The sequence below is a fragment of the Dissulfuribacter thermophilus genome (assembly GCF_001687335.1).
Taxonomy (GTDB): domain Bacteria; phylum Desulfobacterota; class Dissulfuribacteria; order Dissulfuribacterales; family Dissulfuribacteraceae; genus Dissulfuribacter; species Dissulfuribacter thermophilus.
This window is the reverse complement of the sequence record NZ_MAGO01000011.1, coordinates 70476-86081: the sequence shown is the minus strand read 5'-3', so window position 1 is coordinate 86081 and position 15606 is coordinate 70476. Positions and strand designations below refer to the sequence as shown.

The 15606-nt window shown below is 41.1% G+C and carries 16 protein-coding genes; all 16 read right to left on the bottom strand.

Annotation, left to right across the window (positions count from 1 at the left end):
* Positions 1–2 precede the first annotated feature (2 nt).
* Positions 3–719, bottom strand: a complete 717-nt coding sequence (gene lptB, locus DBT_RS09865; protein WP_067619929.1) for an LPS export ABC transporter ATP-binding protein — start codon at positions 717–719, stop codon at positions 3–5.
* Positions 720–777: 58 nt separating this feature from the next.
* Positions 778–1281, bottom strand: coding sequence for a lipopolysaccharide transport periplasmic protein LptA (gene lptA, locus DBT_RS09860; protein WP_067619926.1), 504 nt, complete (start codon positions 1279–1281; stop codon positions 778–780).
* Positions 1282–1290: 9 nt separating this feature from the next.
* Positions 1291–1830 (bottom strand): LPS export ABC transporter periplasmic protein LptC, encoded by a 540-nt coding sequence (lptC, locus tag DBT_RS09855; RefSeq protein WP_067619923.1) that lies wholly within the window; start codon positions 1828–1830, stop codon positions 1291–1293.
* A 104-nt stretch (positions 1831–1934) separates the two neighbouring features.
* Positions 1935–2483, bottom strand: a complete 549-nt coding sequence (locus DBT_RS09850) for a KdsC family phosphatase (protein ID WP_067619921.1) — start codon at positions 2481–2483, stop codon at positions 1935–1937.
* A complete protein-coding gene (gene kdsA, locus DBT_RS09845; RefSeq protein ID WP_067619918.1) occupies positions 2470–3315 on the bottom strand; it encodes a 3-deoxy-8-phosphooctulonate synthase in 846 nt (281 codons plus the stop codon). The genes DBT_RS09850 and kdsA overlap by 14 nt, the downstream gene beginning before the upstream one ends.
* Positions 3316–3394: 79 nt before the next feature.
* Positions 3395–3625, bottom strand: a complete 231-nt coding sequence (locus tag DBT_RS09840) for a DF family (seleno)protein (RefSeq protein ID WP_067619915.1) — start codon at positions 3623–3625, stop codon at positions 3395–3397.
* A gap of 43 nt (positions 3626–3668) precedes the next feature.
* Positions 3669–5312 (bottom strand): CTP synthase, encoded by a 1644-nt coding sequence (locus tag DBT_RS09835; RefSeq protein ID WP_067619912.1) that lies wholly within the window; start codon positions 5310–5312, stop codon positions 3669–3671.
* Between the two features lie 43 nt (positions 5313–5355).
* Positions 5356–5799 (bottom strand): ACT domain-containing protein, encoded by a 444-nt coding sequence (locus DBT_RS09830; protein WP_067619909.1) that lies wholly within the window; start codon positions 5797–5799, stop codon positions 5356–5358.
* Positions 5800–5812: 13 nt separating this feature from the next.
* A complete protein-coding gene (locus tag DBT_RS09825) occupies positions 5813–7108 on the bottom strand; it encodes a phenylacetate--CoA ligase family protein (protein ID WP_067619906.1) in 1296 nt (431 codons plus the stop codon).
* A gap of 106 nt (positions 7109–7214) precedes the next feature.
* Positions 7215–7730: a cob(I)yrinic acid a,c-diamide adenosyltransferase gene (gene cobO / locus DBT_RS09820; protein WP_067619903.1), complete on the bottom strand. Its 516-nt coding sequence runs from the start codon at positions 7728–7730 to the stop codon at positions 7215–7217.
* An 11-nt stretch (positions 7731–7741) separates the two neighbouring features.
* Entirely contained in the window at positions 7742–11251 is a 3510-nt protein-coding gene (locus DBT_RS09815; RefSeq protein WP_067619900.1) for an AsmA family protein, read from the bottom strand.
* On the bottom strand, positions 11248–12228 hold the full coding sequence (locus DBT_RS09810; protein ID WP_067619897.1) for an aminoglycoside phosphotransferase family protein: 981 nt from the start codon (positions 12226–12228) through the stop codon (positions 11248–11250). The genes DBT_RS09815 and DBT_RS09810 overlap by 4 nt, the downstream gene beginning before the upstream one ends.
* Before the next feature lie 276 nt (positions 12229–12504).
* A complete protein-coding gene (locus tag DBT_RS09805; RefSeq protein ID WP_067619894.1) occupies positions 12505–12828 on the bottom strand; it encodes a hypothetical protein in 324 nt (107 codons plus the stop codon).
* A gap of 1 nt (position 12829) precedes the next feature.
* Complete coding sequence (gene hflC, locus DBT_RS09800) at positions 12830–13777, bottom strand: protease modulator HflC (RefSeq protein ID WP_067619891.1); 948 nt, start codon at positions 13775–13777, stop codon at positions 12830–12832.
* Positions 13778–14761, bottom strand: coding sequence for an FtsH protease activity modulator HflK (gene hflK / locus DBT_RS09795; RefSeq protein ID WP_067619888.1), 984 nt, complete (start codon positions 14759–14761; stop codon positions 13778–13780).
* 171 nt (positions 14762–14932) lie between these two features.
* Complete coding sequence (locus tag DBT_RS09790; protein ID WP_067619885.1) at positions 14933–15604, bottom strand: TrmH family RNA methyltransferase; 672 nt, start codon at positions 15602–15604, stop codon at positions 14933–14935.
* Positions 15605–15606: the final 2 nt, after the last annotated feature.

Genomic DNA, 15606 nt, shown 5'->3' with positions numbered 1-15606 from the left:
TTTTAAAGTTTAAAACCAGTTCCAAGGTAAATATTTCTTGCCCTTTCATCTCTTGCAATAATTTCTGGCGGGCCTTCAATCAGAATTTGGCCACGGTTAAGAATATAGGCATGGTCGCATACAGTCAAGGTCTCCCGGACATTGTGATCTGAAATGAATATCCCAATTCCCTTGGTTTTTAAGTCAGTTATGATTTTTTGTAGCTCTTCTACGCTTATGGGGTCTACTCCGGCAAATGGTTCATCTAAAAGGACAAATTTGGGAGAAGTAGAAAGGGCCCTTGCGACCTCTACACGTCTTCTCTCACCTCCTGATAGTGAAGAGGCCTTTTGGGAAGCTAGGTGAGAAAGACCAAATTCCTCAAGTAGTTCTTCTGCCATCTTCTTCCGAGTCTCTCCTTGGATACCCCGTGCCTCAAATACTATTTCCAGGTTTTCCATTACAGTAAGCCCTCTAAAAACAGATGGCTCTTGAGGTAAATAGGTGATGCCTTTTTGCGCCCTTTTATGGATGGGAAGTTCTGTAATGTCTTCTCCATCCAGAAATACTTTGCCTGAGTCTGGTCTAAGGAGTCCTGCGACCATGAGAAAAGATGTGGTTTTACCAGCACCATTGGGCCCTAGCAGGCCCACAACGGTTCCAGGTTTTATCTTCACGCAGAGTTTGTCTACGACTTTCCTTTCTTTAAATTTTTTGACTAGATCTTTTGATTCTAACATAGATTAATTAAATCTGTTCTTTATAGGCTTACACTTCATTTTTTATTGCTCGGTCCCTTTACTGCTCCCCTGAAAAGACTACAGCTTCCACCTTTTTGCCAGGGGCACTTTCTACAATGCTCTTGTCTTCATTAATGTAAAAGGTGATTTTATTGCCCTTGACAGTATTTTTCCCCTGCCAGACTTGAGCATTCCCTGATAATTGGATAACTTCCGTATCTTTATCATATATAGCAATCTTACCCTTTGCCGTCTTGTTCCCCTGGATGATTCTTACATTGCCCTTGGCGATCAATCGTTTTAGAGCACGTCTGTCCTTGCCCTTGGTCCCTTTTTTTGACTGATAATAGACCGTAAGGACATCTGAATAGATGGTAAGTCCTCCTTTTTTAGCAACGACGTTACCCTTGAAGACAACCTTTCCCTCTTTATCCATTGCCTCCATTTGGTTGCTTGTAATGTGAATTGACTCATCGGTTTTCTTTGTAGGGGCTGCAAGACAGTGGGATGCTAAGAAAAAAAATAAAAGTAGCAGATTGGTGAAAAAAAGGTATCTAGGCATATTGCCTCCTTATTGGCTTTCTATAAAAGTTTTGCTTTCTTTAATTAACATCTTCCCGGTTTTCAAGTTATAGGATAGGGCCTTTCCTGTTACCTTTAGGCCGCCTTTTTGGATTATTACTGGAACATCAGTAGTCAATAGTTCAGAGGAGGGAATGTAACGAAGTTTTTGAGTAAATAAGACCCCGTTATTCTTTGTTTCAAGTCTGACATCATCCAAGAAAAGTGCATCCATTGTGTCTAAATCTAGTTCTCCTTTTAAGGACCTGAGTTTGGCTAATTGAGTCCCGTCCTTTAATACTGAAAGCGTAAGGTGTCTTGCCGTGAGCCTTTTATCTTTTTTTAGGAGTATGGCTTCATCGGCTCTTAATTTCATAATGAGCTGATTCTTCTTTATTTTTTGATAAAAAATGCCCGACATTTTTGCGTCGGCATATATTTTGGGTCGCGGAAATTCTAGTTCATCGTGATTAAATCTGAAGAGATTGGCAATGCCTAAAGCAAGTACACAGATTGAACTTAGCCAAATTATTGCCTTTTTTTTATTCATCCTAGCTATAGCCTTTTGGCAAGTATTGCGCTCTTTTTTGAATTTTGAGGTCTGGGCATTGGATATTTTTTAGATCTCGGCATTCGAATCTCGTGCTTTTCCATCTATTCATCTGGGTAGATGAATTTATTGAGGACTCTACTCCAAAGATTCTTACCCTTGAGTATCAACTCTGCCACTTCCCGGATGGCCCCCATGCCTCCAGGGCGTTTGGTAACGTAGTGGACAAAATCTTTCATGGGTGGTGGACTATTGGGGACAGTAATCGATAGACCAACTACCCTTAAAACCGGTAAATCAACCAAATCATCTCCAACATAGGCTATTTCAGAGTCATGAAGCCCCATTTGGGCCTTGAGGTCATTATAGGCCTCGAGCTTATTTTTCACGCCCTGAAGGCAATATTTTATGCCCAATTCTCTGGCCCTTTTAGAAGTGGCTTCACTCTTTCTGCTCGAAAGAATGGAAAATTCTACATGGTTTTCCATTAGGAGTTTTATTCCAAGGCCGTCCAATACAGAAAAGGATTTTATTTCTTGTCCGCTATCAGTGTAGACTATAGTCCCATCTGTAAGGACTCCATCTACGTCGGAAATTAGGAGACGAATCGAACTTGCCTTTTTAAAAATGATTTCCTTGTCAAGATGCGACATCTACAAATTCTCTTCTTATTTCATTGATCTTTTTTAGGTCCATTAAGAGTTTCTCTGCCTGATGAAGATACAGGCTATTGGGACCATCACAAAGTGCCTTTTCAGGGTCAACGTGTACTTCCAGGAAGACGCCATCTGCCCCGGCACAAAAGGCAGCCCTGGCAAGAAGTGGGGCAAATTCCCTTTGGCCAGATGAGCATCCATCTCCACCTCCTGGGAGTTGTACACTATGTGTGGCGTCAAAAATGACCTTTACTCCCAATTGTTTCATGAGGGGAATGGAGCGCATATCGACCACAAGATTATTGTATCCAAACTGGGTGCCCCGTTCTGTGAGCATAATGGCGTTGTTTCCAGTGCTCTCCACCTTTTTAACAGAATGTTTCATGTCCCAAGGGGCCATAAATTGTCCTTTTTTAATATTTACCGGAAGTCCAGTATTACCAGCAGCAACTATAAGATCAGTCTGTCTCGAAAGAAATGCAGGTATTTGTATGCAATCGAGCACACCTTTACATACTTCTGCCTGGTATGGCTCATGGATATCTGACAGCACTGGGCAATTTAGTTCTTTTTTAATAGTATCCAGTATTTTTAGGCCCTTCTCAAGGCCTGGCCCCCTGTAGGAGCTAATTGAAGTACGATTGGCCTTGTCAAAGGAGGCCTTGAAACAGTATAGAAAACCGGCCTTTTCTGCCACTTCCTTCATAAATTGTCCGATTTTTAAGGCCACGTCCTCGGTCTCTAGGACACACGGCCCAGCAATGATAAGTGGGGTAGGGGATGTGAAAAATTCTTTAAATATCGGATGCATGTTTTCTCTGTTACTCATTTTGCTCTTTATTTAGGGCCTCATTAAAGGCTTTCCTTATCATGTCTTCTGGTGGGATCGACGATCCCTCATATCGCCTTCAAGTGAGGCCGAATTGAGTTATCTCTCTTGCTGCTTGGTCTATATCGAGATCGTTAATCTGCACCGTAGGGCTTCCGATATGTCTATACTTTTGGGCATCATCCATGTTATGGATTACTATATCTTCCATATCCACGGTGATCCCCATTTCCTCTGCTACTCTACTCAGAGCCTGTTCTGTGGCAGAGGTTGAATTGCATTTTTCAAGATGAATAATCCTAACCTTCATTTTGAAATCGCTTTTCTCTTTCTCTCACATTTCGTTTGGAGTTTTAGGCCCCATTCTCAAGCTTATTGTTAAGCGCAGCATGAATGAATGAGACAAATAACGGATGTGGAGATAGAGGTCTTGATTTAAATTCTGGGTGAAATTGGCAGCCCAAAAACCAGGGATGATCTTTTAATTCTATGATCTCAACAAGTTCTCCATCTGGGCTTAGCCCTGCATAGATTATTCCGGCCTTTTCCAATACATCTCTGTATGCATTGTTGAATTCATATCTGTGTCTGTGTCTTTCAAAGATTTCGTCAACCCCATAGGCATTGTAGGCTATTGTCCCATCTTTTAGCTTACATGGATATGCCCCAAGCCTCATGGTGCCACCGAGATCAGTATTCTCATCCCTTCTCTCTATCCTGTTTTTCCTGTAGTCAAACCACTCTTTCATGAGATAAATGACCGGTTCCGGCGTTGAGGGAGTGAATTCAGTTGAATCGGCATTTTCTATCCCTGCAACATTACGTGCGATTTCTATAACAGCCAGTTGCATTCCAAGGCATATCCCAAAAAATGGAACTTTGTGTTCACGGGCATATTGGATTGCCTCTATTTTGCCGGGTATTCCCCTGGTACCAAAGCCACCAGGTACAAGGATACCATTACATTTTGATAGCCTGGATCTTAATTCTTCTCCTGTCAGCTCTTCGCTATTCAGGAAATCAATTTCTACCTCTGACCTATTGGCAACTCCTCCATGAAATAGGGCCTCATTCAGGCTCTTATAAGATTCTTTTAAATTGACGTATTTTCCTACCATGGCGATCCTCACTTTGTGGTGAGGATCATTAATTTTCACCATTAAATCCTTCCATGGATTGAGTATTGGAGCCCTGGTCCACATATTGAGGGATTGGATTACCCTTTCATCAAGACCCTCTTCATGGAATCTCAATGGGACTTCATATATACAGCTTACGTCTTTTGCACTTATGACACATTCTTCTTTGACATCACAGAACAATGCAATTTTAGCCTTAATGTCAGAGGATAGGTCGCCTTCTGTGCGGCACACGAGTATATCTGGCTGAATGCCGATTGAGCGAAGCTCTTTTACACTGTGTTGAGTGGGTTTTGTCTTGAGTTCTCCTGCTGCTTTAATAAAGGGAACATAGGTGACATGGATATATAACGTATTTTCTTTTCCAAGGTCCCCTCTGAGTTGTCTTATGGCCTCTAAGAATGGTAGGCCCTCAATATCTCCAACAGTACCACCAATTTCTATTATGGCGATGTCGGCATCACCTTCTAGTTGTAAAATGGCATGTTTTATTTCGTCTGTTATATGGGGTATTACTTGGACTGTCCCACCAAGGTAATCCCCTCTACGTTCCTTTCTTATGACGGTGTCATAAATCTTGCCAGAGGTATAGTTGTTTTTTTGGCCAAGCTCTGCCTGGGTGTAGCGTTCGTAGTGTCCAAGGTCTAGATCCGTCTCAGCACCGTCGTCGGTTACAAAGACCTCACCATGTTGAAACGGGTTCATAGTACCCGGATCAACATTGATGTAGGGGTCAAGTTTTTGAAAGGTGACCTTTAGTCCTCTTGCCTCGAGTAATGCTCCAAGCGATGCAGCGGCAAGTCCCTTGCCCAAAGAAGATAATACTCCACCTGTGATGAATATAAATTTTGTCCTCATCTCCGCACTCACCTTAAATTTTTAATTCATAAACCTATTCTTATTAAGAATAGAAAAAAATAGGTTCTACAAGTTGGACTCCATTTTGAGAGAGGGCCTCAAGAGCCTTTTCAATAGATTCGTCTTGGACCCTAAATATGAGGACAGCCTTGTGACTGTCGCCTACAAATGCGTAAGTATAGTCAATATTGATATCATCTTCTGCCAATACCCTGACAACCTTATGGAAACTGCCTGGCTCATCGTCTACCTCAACTGCAAATACATCCTGCTCATTGATTGTAAAACCACATTTGGAGAGTGCTGTCTTTGCCTTTTCGGGATTATCGACTACCAGTCTTAAAATACCAAATTCCGCCGATTCTGCCATAGCCAGGGCCCTAATATTTATGTTTGCCTCTTTTAAGGCCTCTGTGACTTCAAGTAATCTTCCCTTTCTGTTTTCAAGAAAGACAGAGATTTGTTTTACTGCATATTTTGCCCTCATATTCCCTCCTATTTTATATCTCAGGCCTCTTATCTATTATACGCTGTGCCTTGCCCATGCTTCTTTCCAGGGTCTTGGGCTCCACAAGTTTAACCTTTGCGTTGATATAGAGTTCATTGAGCATTTCGTTTTGGAGCTTGGTCTTTAGATCTTCAAGGGCGCCTATTCCGCCTGAAATGATCTGCTCATCAACCTCAACCCATACCTCGAGTTTATCGAGTACACCTTTTTTCTCTACCACTATCACATAATTGGGAGTGATCCCCTCTATTTTGGTCAGCACATGTTCTACCTGAGATGGGAATACATTGACTCCGTTTACTATGAGCATGTCATCTGATCTTCCCTTTACTGTTTCCATTGTAATGAGGGTCCTACCACACTTACAGGGCTCGGTGTGCAACGTAGTAATGTCTTTTGTACGATATCTGACTATTGGGAGGGCCTGTTTGGTTATAGTGGTAAAAACAAGTTCACCCTCTGAACCTGGAGGAAGTACTTCAAGGGTTTCAGGATCAATAATTTCGGGAATAAAGTGATCTTCATTTATGTGGAGCCTACCATAAGGACAAGCGGCAGCGACTCCAGGACCAATTATTTCAGAAAGCCCATAGGCCTCATGGTATTGAATTCCCCAGGCCTCGCTAATCGCCTTTCTCAGACCATGGGATGCCGGTTCTGCACCAAAGAAGCCAGCCCTTAACTTAAAGTCATTTTTAAGATCATATCCTTCTTCCTTTGCTACTTCTGCAAGATGAAGAGCAAATGATGGTGTGGCGCAAAGTATTGTTGCCTGAAAGTCCTTCATAAGGAGTAACTGGCGTTTAGTAAAACCTCCACTAGAGGGCACTACTGCAGCCCCGACTTTTTCTGCGCCATAGTGAAAACCGAGCCCCCCTGTGAAGAGGCCGTATCCATATGCATTGTGCACGACATCTCCTGGACCGATGTTAGCCATTTTAAGAGTACGGGCCATCACCTCGATCCAGACGTCCATGTCTCTTCTTGTATAGCCAACTACCGTAGGTTTTCCTGTAGTTCCAGACGAGGAGTGAATCCTTACAACCTGATCCATGGGAGTGGCAAAGAGGGAAAAGGGATAATGATCTCTCAGATCCTGTTTTGTTGTAAAAGGAAGTTTATTTAGGTCGTCTACATTTTTTATATCTTCTGGTTTAATGCCTAGAGAATCAAATTTTTCTCTGTAAAATGGCACGAGGTGATAAACCCTCTGCACCATTTCGCAAAGCCTCTTTGATTGTATCGCTGTAATTTCTTCTCTTGGTGCGCTTTCTATAGGATTCCACATTGTTATCACCCTCCTTTTTATAACCAATCACGGGTATGGCATGGCTAAATACCTGCCTCTCCCCGAACGGTGAAACTTATAACACCTTTTCACAGGTCTGTCTAAATTATTTTTCGATACCTATTCTCGCATAAACTCCTTTTTTAAAGTAGTGTTTAATCTCCTGCATTTCCGTTACAAGATCTGCCAGTTCAATGATTTTGGGATCAGCTCCTCTGCCAGTTAAAATGATTTCTGTCCCCTTTGGACGTGCCTCTATTAAATCTATAATTGTTTCTAGATCAATTAAGCCATATTTGACGGCAATGTTGGCCTCGTCCAGAATGACTACATCAAACTTACCAGAATTCAAAAGATCCTTTATTTCTTTGATGCCTCTTTCTGCCTCTTCTACATCTTCTTTTGAAGGGCGGCCTTTAACAAACTTCCCAGTTCCGAACTGTCTTATCTCAATGTTCGGTTGAGAACCCAGAAATCGGATCTCACTAAAATCACCTTTTTTTAGAAATTGAACTAATAATACCTTTAAACCAGCACCAAGTGCCCTAATGCCAAGACCCAGGGCAGCAGTTGTTTTGCCTTTTCCATTTCCTGTGTAAACGTGTATAAATCCTCTGTCCATTTTGTTTATTACTATTTGAGAGTTTTTTCAGGTACTATAACTCTAATTGGTATGGATATAACATTTTTAAAGATATCTAGCACACCTTTACTGAGGGCCTTTGGATCCAGTGGAACAACTTCTGGATCTTTAATGCTGCCAGAGAGCTTCAATGGTACTGTTACTAGGGTGCGATTTTTACCTCCTATTACATAACCAACAATCGGGATTTTTGAAAGGAGGAGATCAATGGCCTTAAACGGAGAAACCAGTATATATAGGTCGATGTCCCAAGTGTTCAAGGCGACATTGCCTGTTCCATAGAAATTGAGGCCTTCAGCCTTCAATACCAATCTATTTATGACCAGATTATTGTTTTCAATAGGACCTTCAATCTCCAAGTATGAATAGGGCAGTTCACGAGAGAACAGTTTGTCGAGTCCCTGTTTGGAAAATAGATCTATTACGTTCAGGATAGAGAATATCTTGGAGAACATGCTGGAATGTTTGATTATTCCAGGACCAGCCTTTAGCATGAATGAACCTTTTGTCCAGTTTTCGGTCATTCCTTCAAGGGTGATAGAACACTGAAATGGTCCGCTCAGGGCCTCGCCTGGCACTCCTAGACACTCTAGGGTATCTTTGAGATCTGGTCGTTTCTCGTCCTCTTCTGTCCATACGTTTAGTCGAATATTATAGTCTTCACCAGATTTTTCATAGCCTAAGGCTGCATGTACACCACAGAGGAGAGAGGACAGTATATCGATATTTATCTTACCGTCTTTTAAGAGAATTGCATTTCCATGTACATCATTTAAGATCCTGTCATTATAAATTAGTTCAGGAGTCTCAAAATCGATCTTTATGTCATTTATAACGTCTGGCCATAAAAATTTTGTTTTTTTCTTAACCAGAGTTGGTTTATTATCTATATCCATTAATTTTTGCTTCTTTTTAGTAAAAAGAGATAATATTTCATCTACGTCCATAGTTTTTGAAAAGATTGTTAAAGTTGTAGAGAAACCATTTTTAGTGGAGCTTATGACGCCATTTCCGCTTCCTGAAATGCTCCCTTCAGTAAACAACATTTTATTTATTTTTACGTGATTGTTAGAGCCCTTTAGCGCCAATTCTTGGACGAGGATTGGCCTGTTAACTCCCCAACGCCACCATAGGTCTTTTACATATAGGTCTCCGTTGATGTCCACTACGTGTGAGAAGTCCTGTGGCACTCCACCTGAGGATTTTTTTGGGGCTCGTTGTTTATAGCTGGCCTTGTGAACGGTTAGCTTTGGCCCACAGTGTCCTGTGCAAAGGCCTATTCGGCCCTTTATTTTGCCAATAAGAAGCCTGTTATCCTTTAATAAGGCGTCGAGGTCCTTACCAGAAAGAACACCCTTGAATAAAAAGGCAAGCTTACCAGGGTCCCCTCCTTTTGTTTTGGAGTTTACCTCGAGTCTGAGTACTGCATTTGAGGCAGGTCCATTTATGATCAATCTTTCAAGAGACAAGATGTTTTGAGTTTTTCTAAAGGATAAGTCTGCATGTACAGCCTCACCTTTTTTGGTAACTGAGCTAAATTCCCCTGAAATTAGAATAGGTTCTCTTTTACCAAAGTTGATTTTAAGGTCTTTTAAATGTATGGGAAGACGAGGAATAAAATCCTCAGGGATAAAATTCTTTCCAATTATCCACGTCCCAACTCCATTGTGTACAGTGCCTGAAATTGTAATCTGTCCTTTAAAACCACTAAATTTTTGGTGTACAAGATTTAGAGTCAGGTCTAGGTTTGTTCGGTCATCAAATAGTAAAGAGAGGTCTTTTAGCCTGATGTTGTTATTAAAAATTTTTCCCCTTGCAGAGTTTATCTTGACCTTTTGAGGTAGAAGAGGAGAATCCAACTCAAGATCAGCTCCGTCTAGTACTAGAGTGTAGTGCAATTTTTGCGGATTTAAAAAGTCCCCTTTTATCATTAGGTCTTTAATATCTAGTGAGCCTGCCACATTATTGACTATTTTTTTTAATTTTCGATTAAAAGAAGTGTGCTCAATAGAGGTAAGACCCTCTTTTAAATCGACTTGTGCGTCCTTCATCCTCAGAGTGAATGGGACAGGCCTTTCCCATACCACTTGTGTAGAAAGACTGGCCCAATGGGTGTCGCCGTATGATCCAGAAATTTCTTTTAAAGATACCCTTTTTTCACGTGTATTCAGGTAGAAATGGCCTTTTTTTACGAAAAATGGCAAAAATTTCCCTTTAAATTTTATGGAAATATCTTTTGGTCTTGCATTTACTTCGACTATTGGCTTTTTAAGGGGGCCATTTACAGCCAGGGTTCCCATCATGTGGCCCCTGGTCCACTGTATCTTTTGTGCCCAATTTTGGACAAATTTCTCTTTTACTATTTTTTTGACTGCCCAAACAATGTCCTCTGAGCTAGCCGATAAATTTCCTAAAAAGGATAGTCTCTTGTCTGTCCCAATGAGATCAAGGCGAATGGAAGCGTCTTTGCACGTGGTGTCCTTAAGAGTAGCATATAGTCCTTTTCCAGTGAGAATGCCTTTTTTAATTGCGATTGAACCAGTAGTCTTTTGAATGGATAGATCCAGTTTTGGTATGTATATTGGGACGTCTTTTGCCGAAGCAGTTATTACATAGTTCTCAACGTGCTTTAAGCCTTCAGTTGTGCCTTTATATAGTATGTTTAATCTCTCAAGTTCTCCTCCTCTTACGATAGAGCATATTTCCTTAACTACTTTTTTATTACCTAGGTGTTTAAGAAAATAAGATCTCACTTTGGCGAGATTGGGAGTTTTAAAATCTAGGTTCATATCAACCCTGGTTTGGTTGTCTGATCTAGAAAGGTTCATGCTACCTGAGGCGTGAAGGACTGGAGCTTTGAGAGCGAGGCTAAAGCTGGGTATTTTTAAGGTGTCTTTAGTTTTAAAGTTGGTATTGAACTGGGCTTCAAATGACTGAAGTTTTCCTTCAAAGCTACTCCCTTTCAAAAAGATAGATACAATGGATTTGATCGAACTATCCCTGGCTTTTAGTGAACCTGATATGTCTCCAGTCTTTGGATTCAAAATCCCTTGGGCAAAAAAGTTGCATTCCCCATTTATGGTACAAGTGGTGGAAAACAGGATCTTTTCATGGACAAATTTGATTTTTCCTTCTTTTATATCGTAGTGGTGTTGGATCTTGAGCTTTTTAAAGGTAACTGCTCCTATGAGATTTGGATCGTCTTTATGGATAATCCCCAAAAGATTTGGAAAGACCTTTACACTATTGGCTTTAGCAAAAAATGATCCTTTTTGGAGTTTGAGATCATGAATGAGAAAATTTAGAGAAGGAAGGTATGAAAGCTCAATATTATCGAAACTTATTTCGGCATTGGCCTTATTCGATAGAATCTGCTCGAGTTTAGATTTGACTGACTGATTATTTAATAGATAGGGTAGGGCTATAAGTGCCGATACTAGTAGGACTATAACGAATACAAGAGTTATTAGAGAAATTCTGAGAAAACTTTTCAACTTCATAGTGCTCTAAGAGTAGTTTTTAGAATTACGAGATCAAAGAATTCTTCATGGACCAAGAGATCTTTTAATGTAGCCAGTGCAGTGGGAATATAGTCTTTAAAAAAGGACCGTTTTCTCTCCAAATAAAGAAAGGAAAAGGCTCCAAGTACCTGAAGTAGTCTAAAGAGAGACATGATTCTGAATTCATACTTTGCCTGATTCTGATCAATATCTATGCCTCTTTCATTCAGCTTATCTAAATAGAAATTAAAGAGTTGTCCTCTTAGCTGTCGAGGAAGATTCACGTATGGATCATTTAAAAGTGCTGCCAAATCATAAAATATTGGGCCTATCATGGCACCTTGAAAGTCAATAATAAAAATTTTGTCTTCCTTTAAAAGTAGATTTCTAGACTGAAAATCTCTGTGTATAAGAGAGTCCAAATATTTGAATGAGTCAATAGATTGTGAAAAGGATATGAGCTCTTGTTCCAGAGAAGAATTTCGATTGAGTCCCATGAATCTTTCGAGAAAAAATCTTGTAAAATAGAGGGCCTCCCTTTTGGCTGCAAAATGGCCTGTGTAAGAAGGTGTATCGTAACACCATTTTGGATCAAAACCGTCGCGTCCATCCACTTGAAATGATACGAGGCTTGTGATTGCCTTCTCATAGAGAGGAAAGAGAGATTGGCCTGAAGATTTATAGGTATTTGCCTCACTGAATAGAGACCTTGTCCCTAGGTCTTCTACCCAAATTGTTCCAGACTCAGGGTCAAAAGAGATGAGTTTGGGAACGGGAACGCCCTTGGCCATAAGATGGCTAGAAATCCGTGCATAACTAATCTGTTCTGGAATTCCCATAGGGCCTGGCGCTGGTTGCATGATGATCAGCCCTTTTTCTGGCACACGGAAAAAACGCCTAAGTGAACCATCTGCAGCCATTTTTTGATATGGGTATTGACCAGATTTATTTGAACTGTTTGGGATACGTTCTTGCATTTTTACCAAAAACTTGCTTTTATTTTGATATGGACCAACAAAAAATACACCCGGAACAAGGCAAAAAAAGAAGCAATTTATATACTGTACTTTTTATAGGGGTGTGCGCCATTATATTAATAGTACTATTTAAGGCACCACCCGAGACAACAAAAAAGCTTCCCTATGATGAAATTCATCAAAAATTTTATCCAATGGGGAAGAAGGAAGCGGAAAAGTTTTGTCCTTCATGTCACGATCAAGACAAGATTGCTCCGCTTCCAAAGGACCATCCCCCTAAGTATCGTTGTCTGTTTTGTCACAAGAAGGAGAAGCCTCAGTAAACCATTTGGTTAAGGTGTTAGCAATTGTCATTGCCTGTTTTGCACTAGAGATATTAAATTTGCTCTGTTGTCTAAATTCGCCTCTTATCTTTTTGTAGCGCCTGATTGTTACCTTTGGGCCTTTAAATTCTCCTGTCTTGGGGTCCAATTCTTCATATAAGAACATGATAGTGGTCCAGGCGCCACGTGAAAGTATTTCTTTGTCTAATTCGCGGATGATCTCTTTACCTTCAGTATCTTCATATCTAACTGTAATATCATCTATCTTTGTTGCCATATCACCTTCCTGAAAGTCCAGTTTTTAAGTACTTCAAAAAATCATTCTTCGTTGAAAGTATAAGAGTTGTGTTGGAGGCTAGGGCCCGTCTGTAGGTCTCAAGAGTCCTCAAAAAGGCGTAGAAGTCAGGATCTTTATTATAGGCCTGTGCATAGATCCTTGCTGCCTCTTTATCTGCCTTACCCTTAATTTCCTTGGCCTTTTTATATGCCTCTGAACGTATCACCTTGAGTTCTCGTTCTTTTTGTCCCGATATCCTTGCAGCCTCTCCAGCACCCTCAGAGCGGTATTGTTCGGCAATGCGCTTTCTTTCAGAAATCATGCGGGCATACACTTCGCGTCTGACTTCTTCTACATAATTGATTCTTTTAAAGCGAAAATCCAATATTTCAATCCCTAGATTTTCTGTCCTCTCGGATGCTGCCTGCAGTACTTCCTTTTGGAGATCTTCTCTACCAAAGGCAGATTCACTAAAGGCCGTTTTGGCTTTTCCGATTCCAATCTCTATGGCCTCTATTGGTATCCTCTTGTCAGCGCCCTGTACTAGCTCGATGAGGAGGTGTTTAGCTATGACATTTCTCGTCTCGCCGTCTAAGATGTCATCAAGTCTCGACTGAGCGCCACGTTCATCTCTCAAACGCTGGAAAAAGAGTAGGGGATCTTTGATGCGCCATCTGGCATAAGTATCAACCCATATAAAGCGTTTGTCTTTAGTTGGCACCTGACTCGGTTCTCCGTCCCATGCCAGAAACCTTTTTTCAAAGTAATTAGCCTGTTGGATAAAAGGGATTTTTATGTGAAGTCCTGGTTCTTTGATGGGTTTGCCAACAGGTTTTCCAAATTGAGTTATGATTACCTGCTTTGTCTCATCCACTATGAAAAATGCCCCACCAATTACTGCGCCTATTAACAAAGCAATAATGATTAATCCAATTCCAAAGCCTTTCATTTACTTGCCCTCCTTTCCAAGGTTGAGGAGAGGCAAAAGCCCTTTTATCTCCTGGTCTATAATGTATTTTGTCTTCAATTTCGGATAGATCTTATCCATAGTCTCCAGGTAAAGGCGTGCTTTTGTAATTTCAGGGGCCTCTTTATAGGCCTTGAGCAAGGCCTCGAACCAAAGGGCATCACCCTGTGCCTCGTTAATTCGTTCAGTTGCGTAGCCTTTAGCTTGTTGTATGGTTTTTAGGGCTTCTCCCTTAGCCCTTGGTATGATTCTGTTATATTCGGCCATGGCCTGATTTATGAGTTTTTCCTTTTCCTGCTGCGCTTGGTTTACTTCGTTGAAGGATGGTTTAACAGGGTCTGGAGGGGTAACATTTTGGAGCACGATTTGGTCTACGGCAATGCCTGTTTCATATTGATTGCAAAGGGTTTGAAGCGATCTTTTTACCTCTTCTGCAATGGCCCGTCTGCCCGTGGTTAAAACTTCGTTCACGGTTCTATTGCCCACCACCTGGCGCATTACCGCCTCATTCATATCTCTAAATGTGCTTTTCATGTCGCGGACTTTAAATAAGAATTTGAAAGGGTCTTTGATCCTGAATTGGGTACTCCATTCCACCACAACAACATTTAGGTCTCCAGTAAGCATTAGGGATTCAGCCCTATAATTTTTTTGTGCGTAGAGAGTTCGCACCCCTGCTTTTTGGGTACGAAATCCAAATTCTTCTTTGAGCTGTCTTTGGACAGGGACTTTGATTACTTTTTCAATTGGATTTGGAAATTTGAAGTTTAGCCCTGGCGGTGCTTCCCTAACATATTTCCCAAATCTAAGGATGATACCAACCTCTTCTGGGGCAACTGTAAACCATGAATTCCATAGCGTTAGGGCCAGGATAATTGCTCCAAAAAAGATGGCTAGGCTTTTGCCTGCGTTATAAGGGATTTTAAATTTGTTTAGTGGAGTGGTATTGGGGATGTCTCCAGGCATATAGGACTCCTATAAGTTTTTGCTGGGGAATTACAGGAAGTTACATGTAGTTCCCCAAGGTATAAGCGCTTAGTGAGTCCCGCAGATGCGGAGGTCTAGAGCAATAAGATGTGGTGCCTGTGCTCTGCTCTGACGCCCGCCAACCAATGAGGTGCGGTGCCCTTTTAACGCTTATTCCTTTTTAAAGCATACTTTACCTAAATCACATAAACAAGAGCCCTTTAGTCTGCCCCTGGACTTTTTTTTCAGGACTTCATAAATACCCCATTTTTTTATGAGTTCTGCTTCGAGTTCACTGGAAATACGTTTTTTCGAATAAAAACCCTTTTGCTCACGCTGCCTTTGTGCTTCGTAAAGTATGAGCGCAGTTGCAACTGAGACGTTAAGGCTCTGGACCATTCCATGCATAGGTATCTTACAGATGATGTCAGCCTTGTTTTTTAGTTCTTCTGATATCCCTTCGAGTTCATTGCCCATTACAATCACCAGTGGGCGGGTATAGTCAATATCTCTAAAATCTATTGCATCAGGAGTGAGGGCAGTGGCCACAATTTGAAAGCCTTGTGACTTCATCTTTTTTAAAAAGTCCGCTTGGTCCTCTACCTTCTCAAGTATGACCCATTTATGAGCCCCACATGTTATAGCGTCATTTACTGGGAGATTCTTTTGAAGAGAGTAATATATGTGCAATATGCCCACTGCATCTGCGGTTCTAATTATTGCACTTACGTTGTGGTGATTTTGTACATTCTCCAAATACAGTCTGAGGTCTGGTTGCCTTTTCTGGAGGCATTCCTTTATCCTTAGAAGTCTTTTTTCCTGTATAAGAAGCGTCTTATCCATTC

What these genes read in the sequence shown, in the direction of transcription:
- lptB (WP_067619929.1), bottom strand. Translation starts at nt 719, where the DNA reads ATGTTAGAATCAAAAGATCTAGTCAAAAAATTTAAAGAAAGGAAAGTC.
- lptA (WP_067619926.1), bottom strand. Translation starts at nt 1,281, where the DNA reads ATGCCTAGATACCTTTTTTTCACCAATCTGCTACTTTTATTTTTTTTC.
- lptC (WP_067619923.1), bottom strand. Translation starts at nt 1,830, where the DNA reads ATGAATAAAAAAAAGGCAATAATTTGGCTAAGTTCAATCTGTGTACTT.
- DBT_RS09850 (WP_067619921.1), bottom strand. Translation starts at nt 2,483, where the DNA reads ATGTCGCATCTTGACAAGGAAATCATTTTTAAAAAGGCAAGTTCGATT.
- kdsA (WP_067619918.1), bottom strand. Translation starts at nt 3,315, where the DNA reads ATGAGTAACAGAGAAAACATGCATCCGATATTTAAAGAATTTTTCACA.
- DBT_RS09840 (WP_067619915.1), bottom strand. Translation starts at nt 3,625, where the DNA reads ATGAAGGTTAGGATTATTCATCTTGAAAAATGCAATTCAACCTCTGCC.
- DBT_RS09835 (WP_067619912.1), bottom strand. Translation starts at nt 5,312, where the DNA reads ATGAGGACAAAATTTATATTCATCACAGGTGGAGTATTATCTTCTTTG.
- DBT_RS09830 (WP_067619909.1), bottom strand. Translation starts at nt 5,799, where the DNA reads ATGAGGGCAAAATATGCAGTAAAACAAATCTCTGTCTTTCTTGAAAAC.
- DBT_RS09825 (WP_067619906.1), bottom strand. Translation starts at nt 7,108, where the DNA reads ATGTGGAATCCTATAGAAAGCGCACCAAGAGAAGAAATTACAGCGATA.
- cobO (WP_067619903.1), bottom strand. Translation starts at nt 7,730, where the DNA reads ATGGACAGAGGATTTATACACGTTTACACAGGAAATGGAAAAGGCAAA.
- DBT_RS09815 (WP_067619900.1), bottom strand. Translation starts at nt 11,251, where the DNA reads ATGAAGTTGAAAAGTTTTCTCAGAATTTCTCTAATAACTCTTGTATTC.
- DBT_RS09810 (WP_067619897.1), bottom strand. Translation starts at nt 12,228, where the DNA reads ATGCAAGAACGTATCCCAAACAGTTCAAATAAATCTGGTCAATACCCA.
- DBT_RS09805 (WP_067619894.1), bottom strand. Translation starts at nt 12,828, where the DNA reads ATGGCAACAAAGATAGATGATATTACAGTTAGATATGAAGATACTGAA.
- hflC (WP_067619891.1), bottom strand. Translation starts at nt 13,777, where the DNA reads ATGAAAGGCTTTGGAATTGGATTAATCATTATTGCTTTGTTAATAGGC.
- hflK (WP_067619888.1), bottom strand. Translation starts at nt 14,761, where the DNA reads ATGCCTGGAGACATCCCCAATACCACTCCACTAAACAAATTTAAAATC.
- DBT_RS09790 (WP_067619885.1), bottom strand. Translation starts at nt 15,604, where the DNA reads ATGGATAAGACGCTTCTTATACAGGAAAAAAGACTTCTAAGGATAAAG.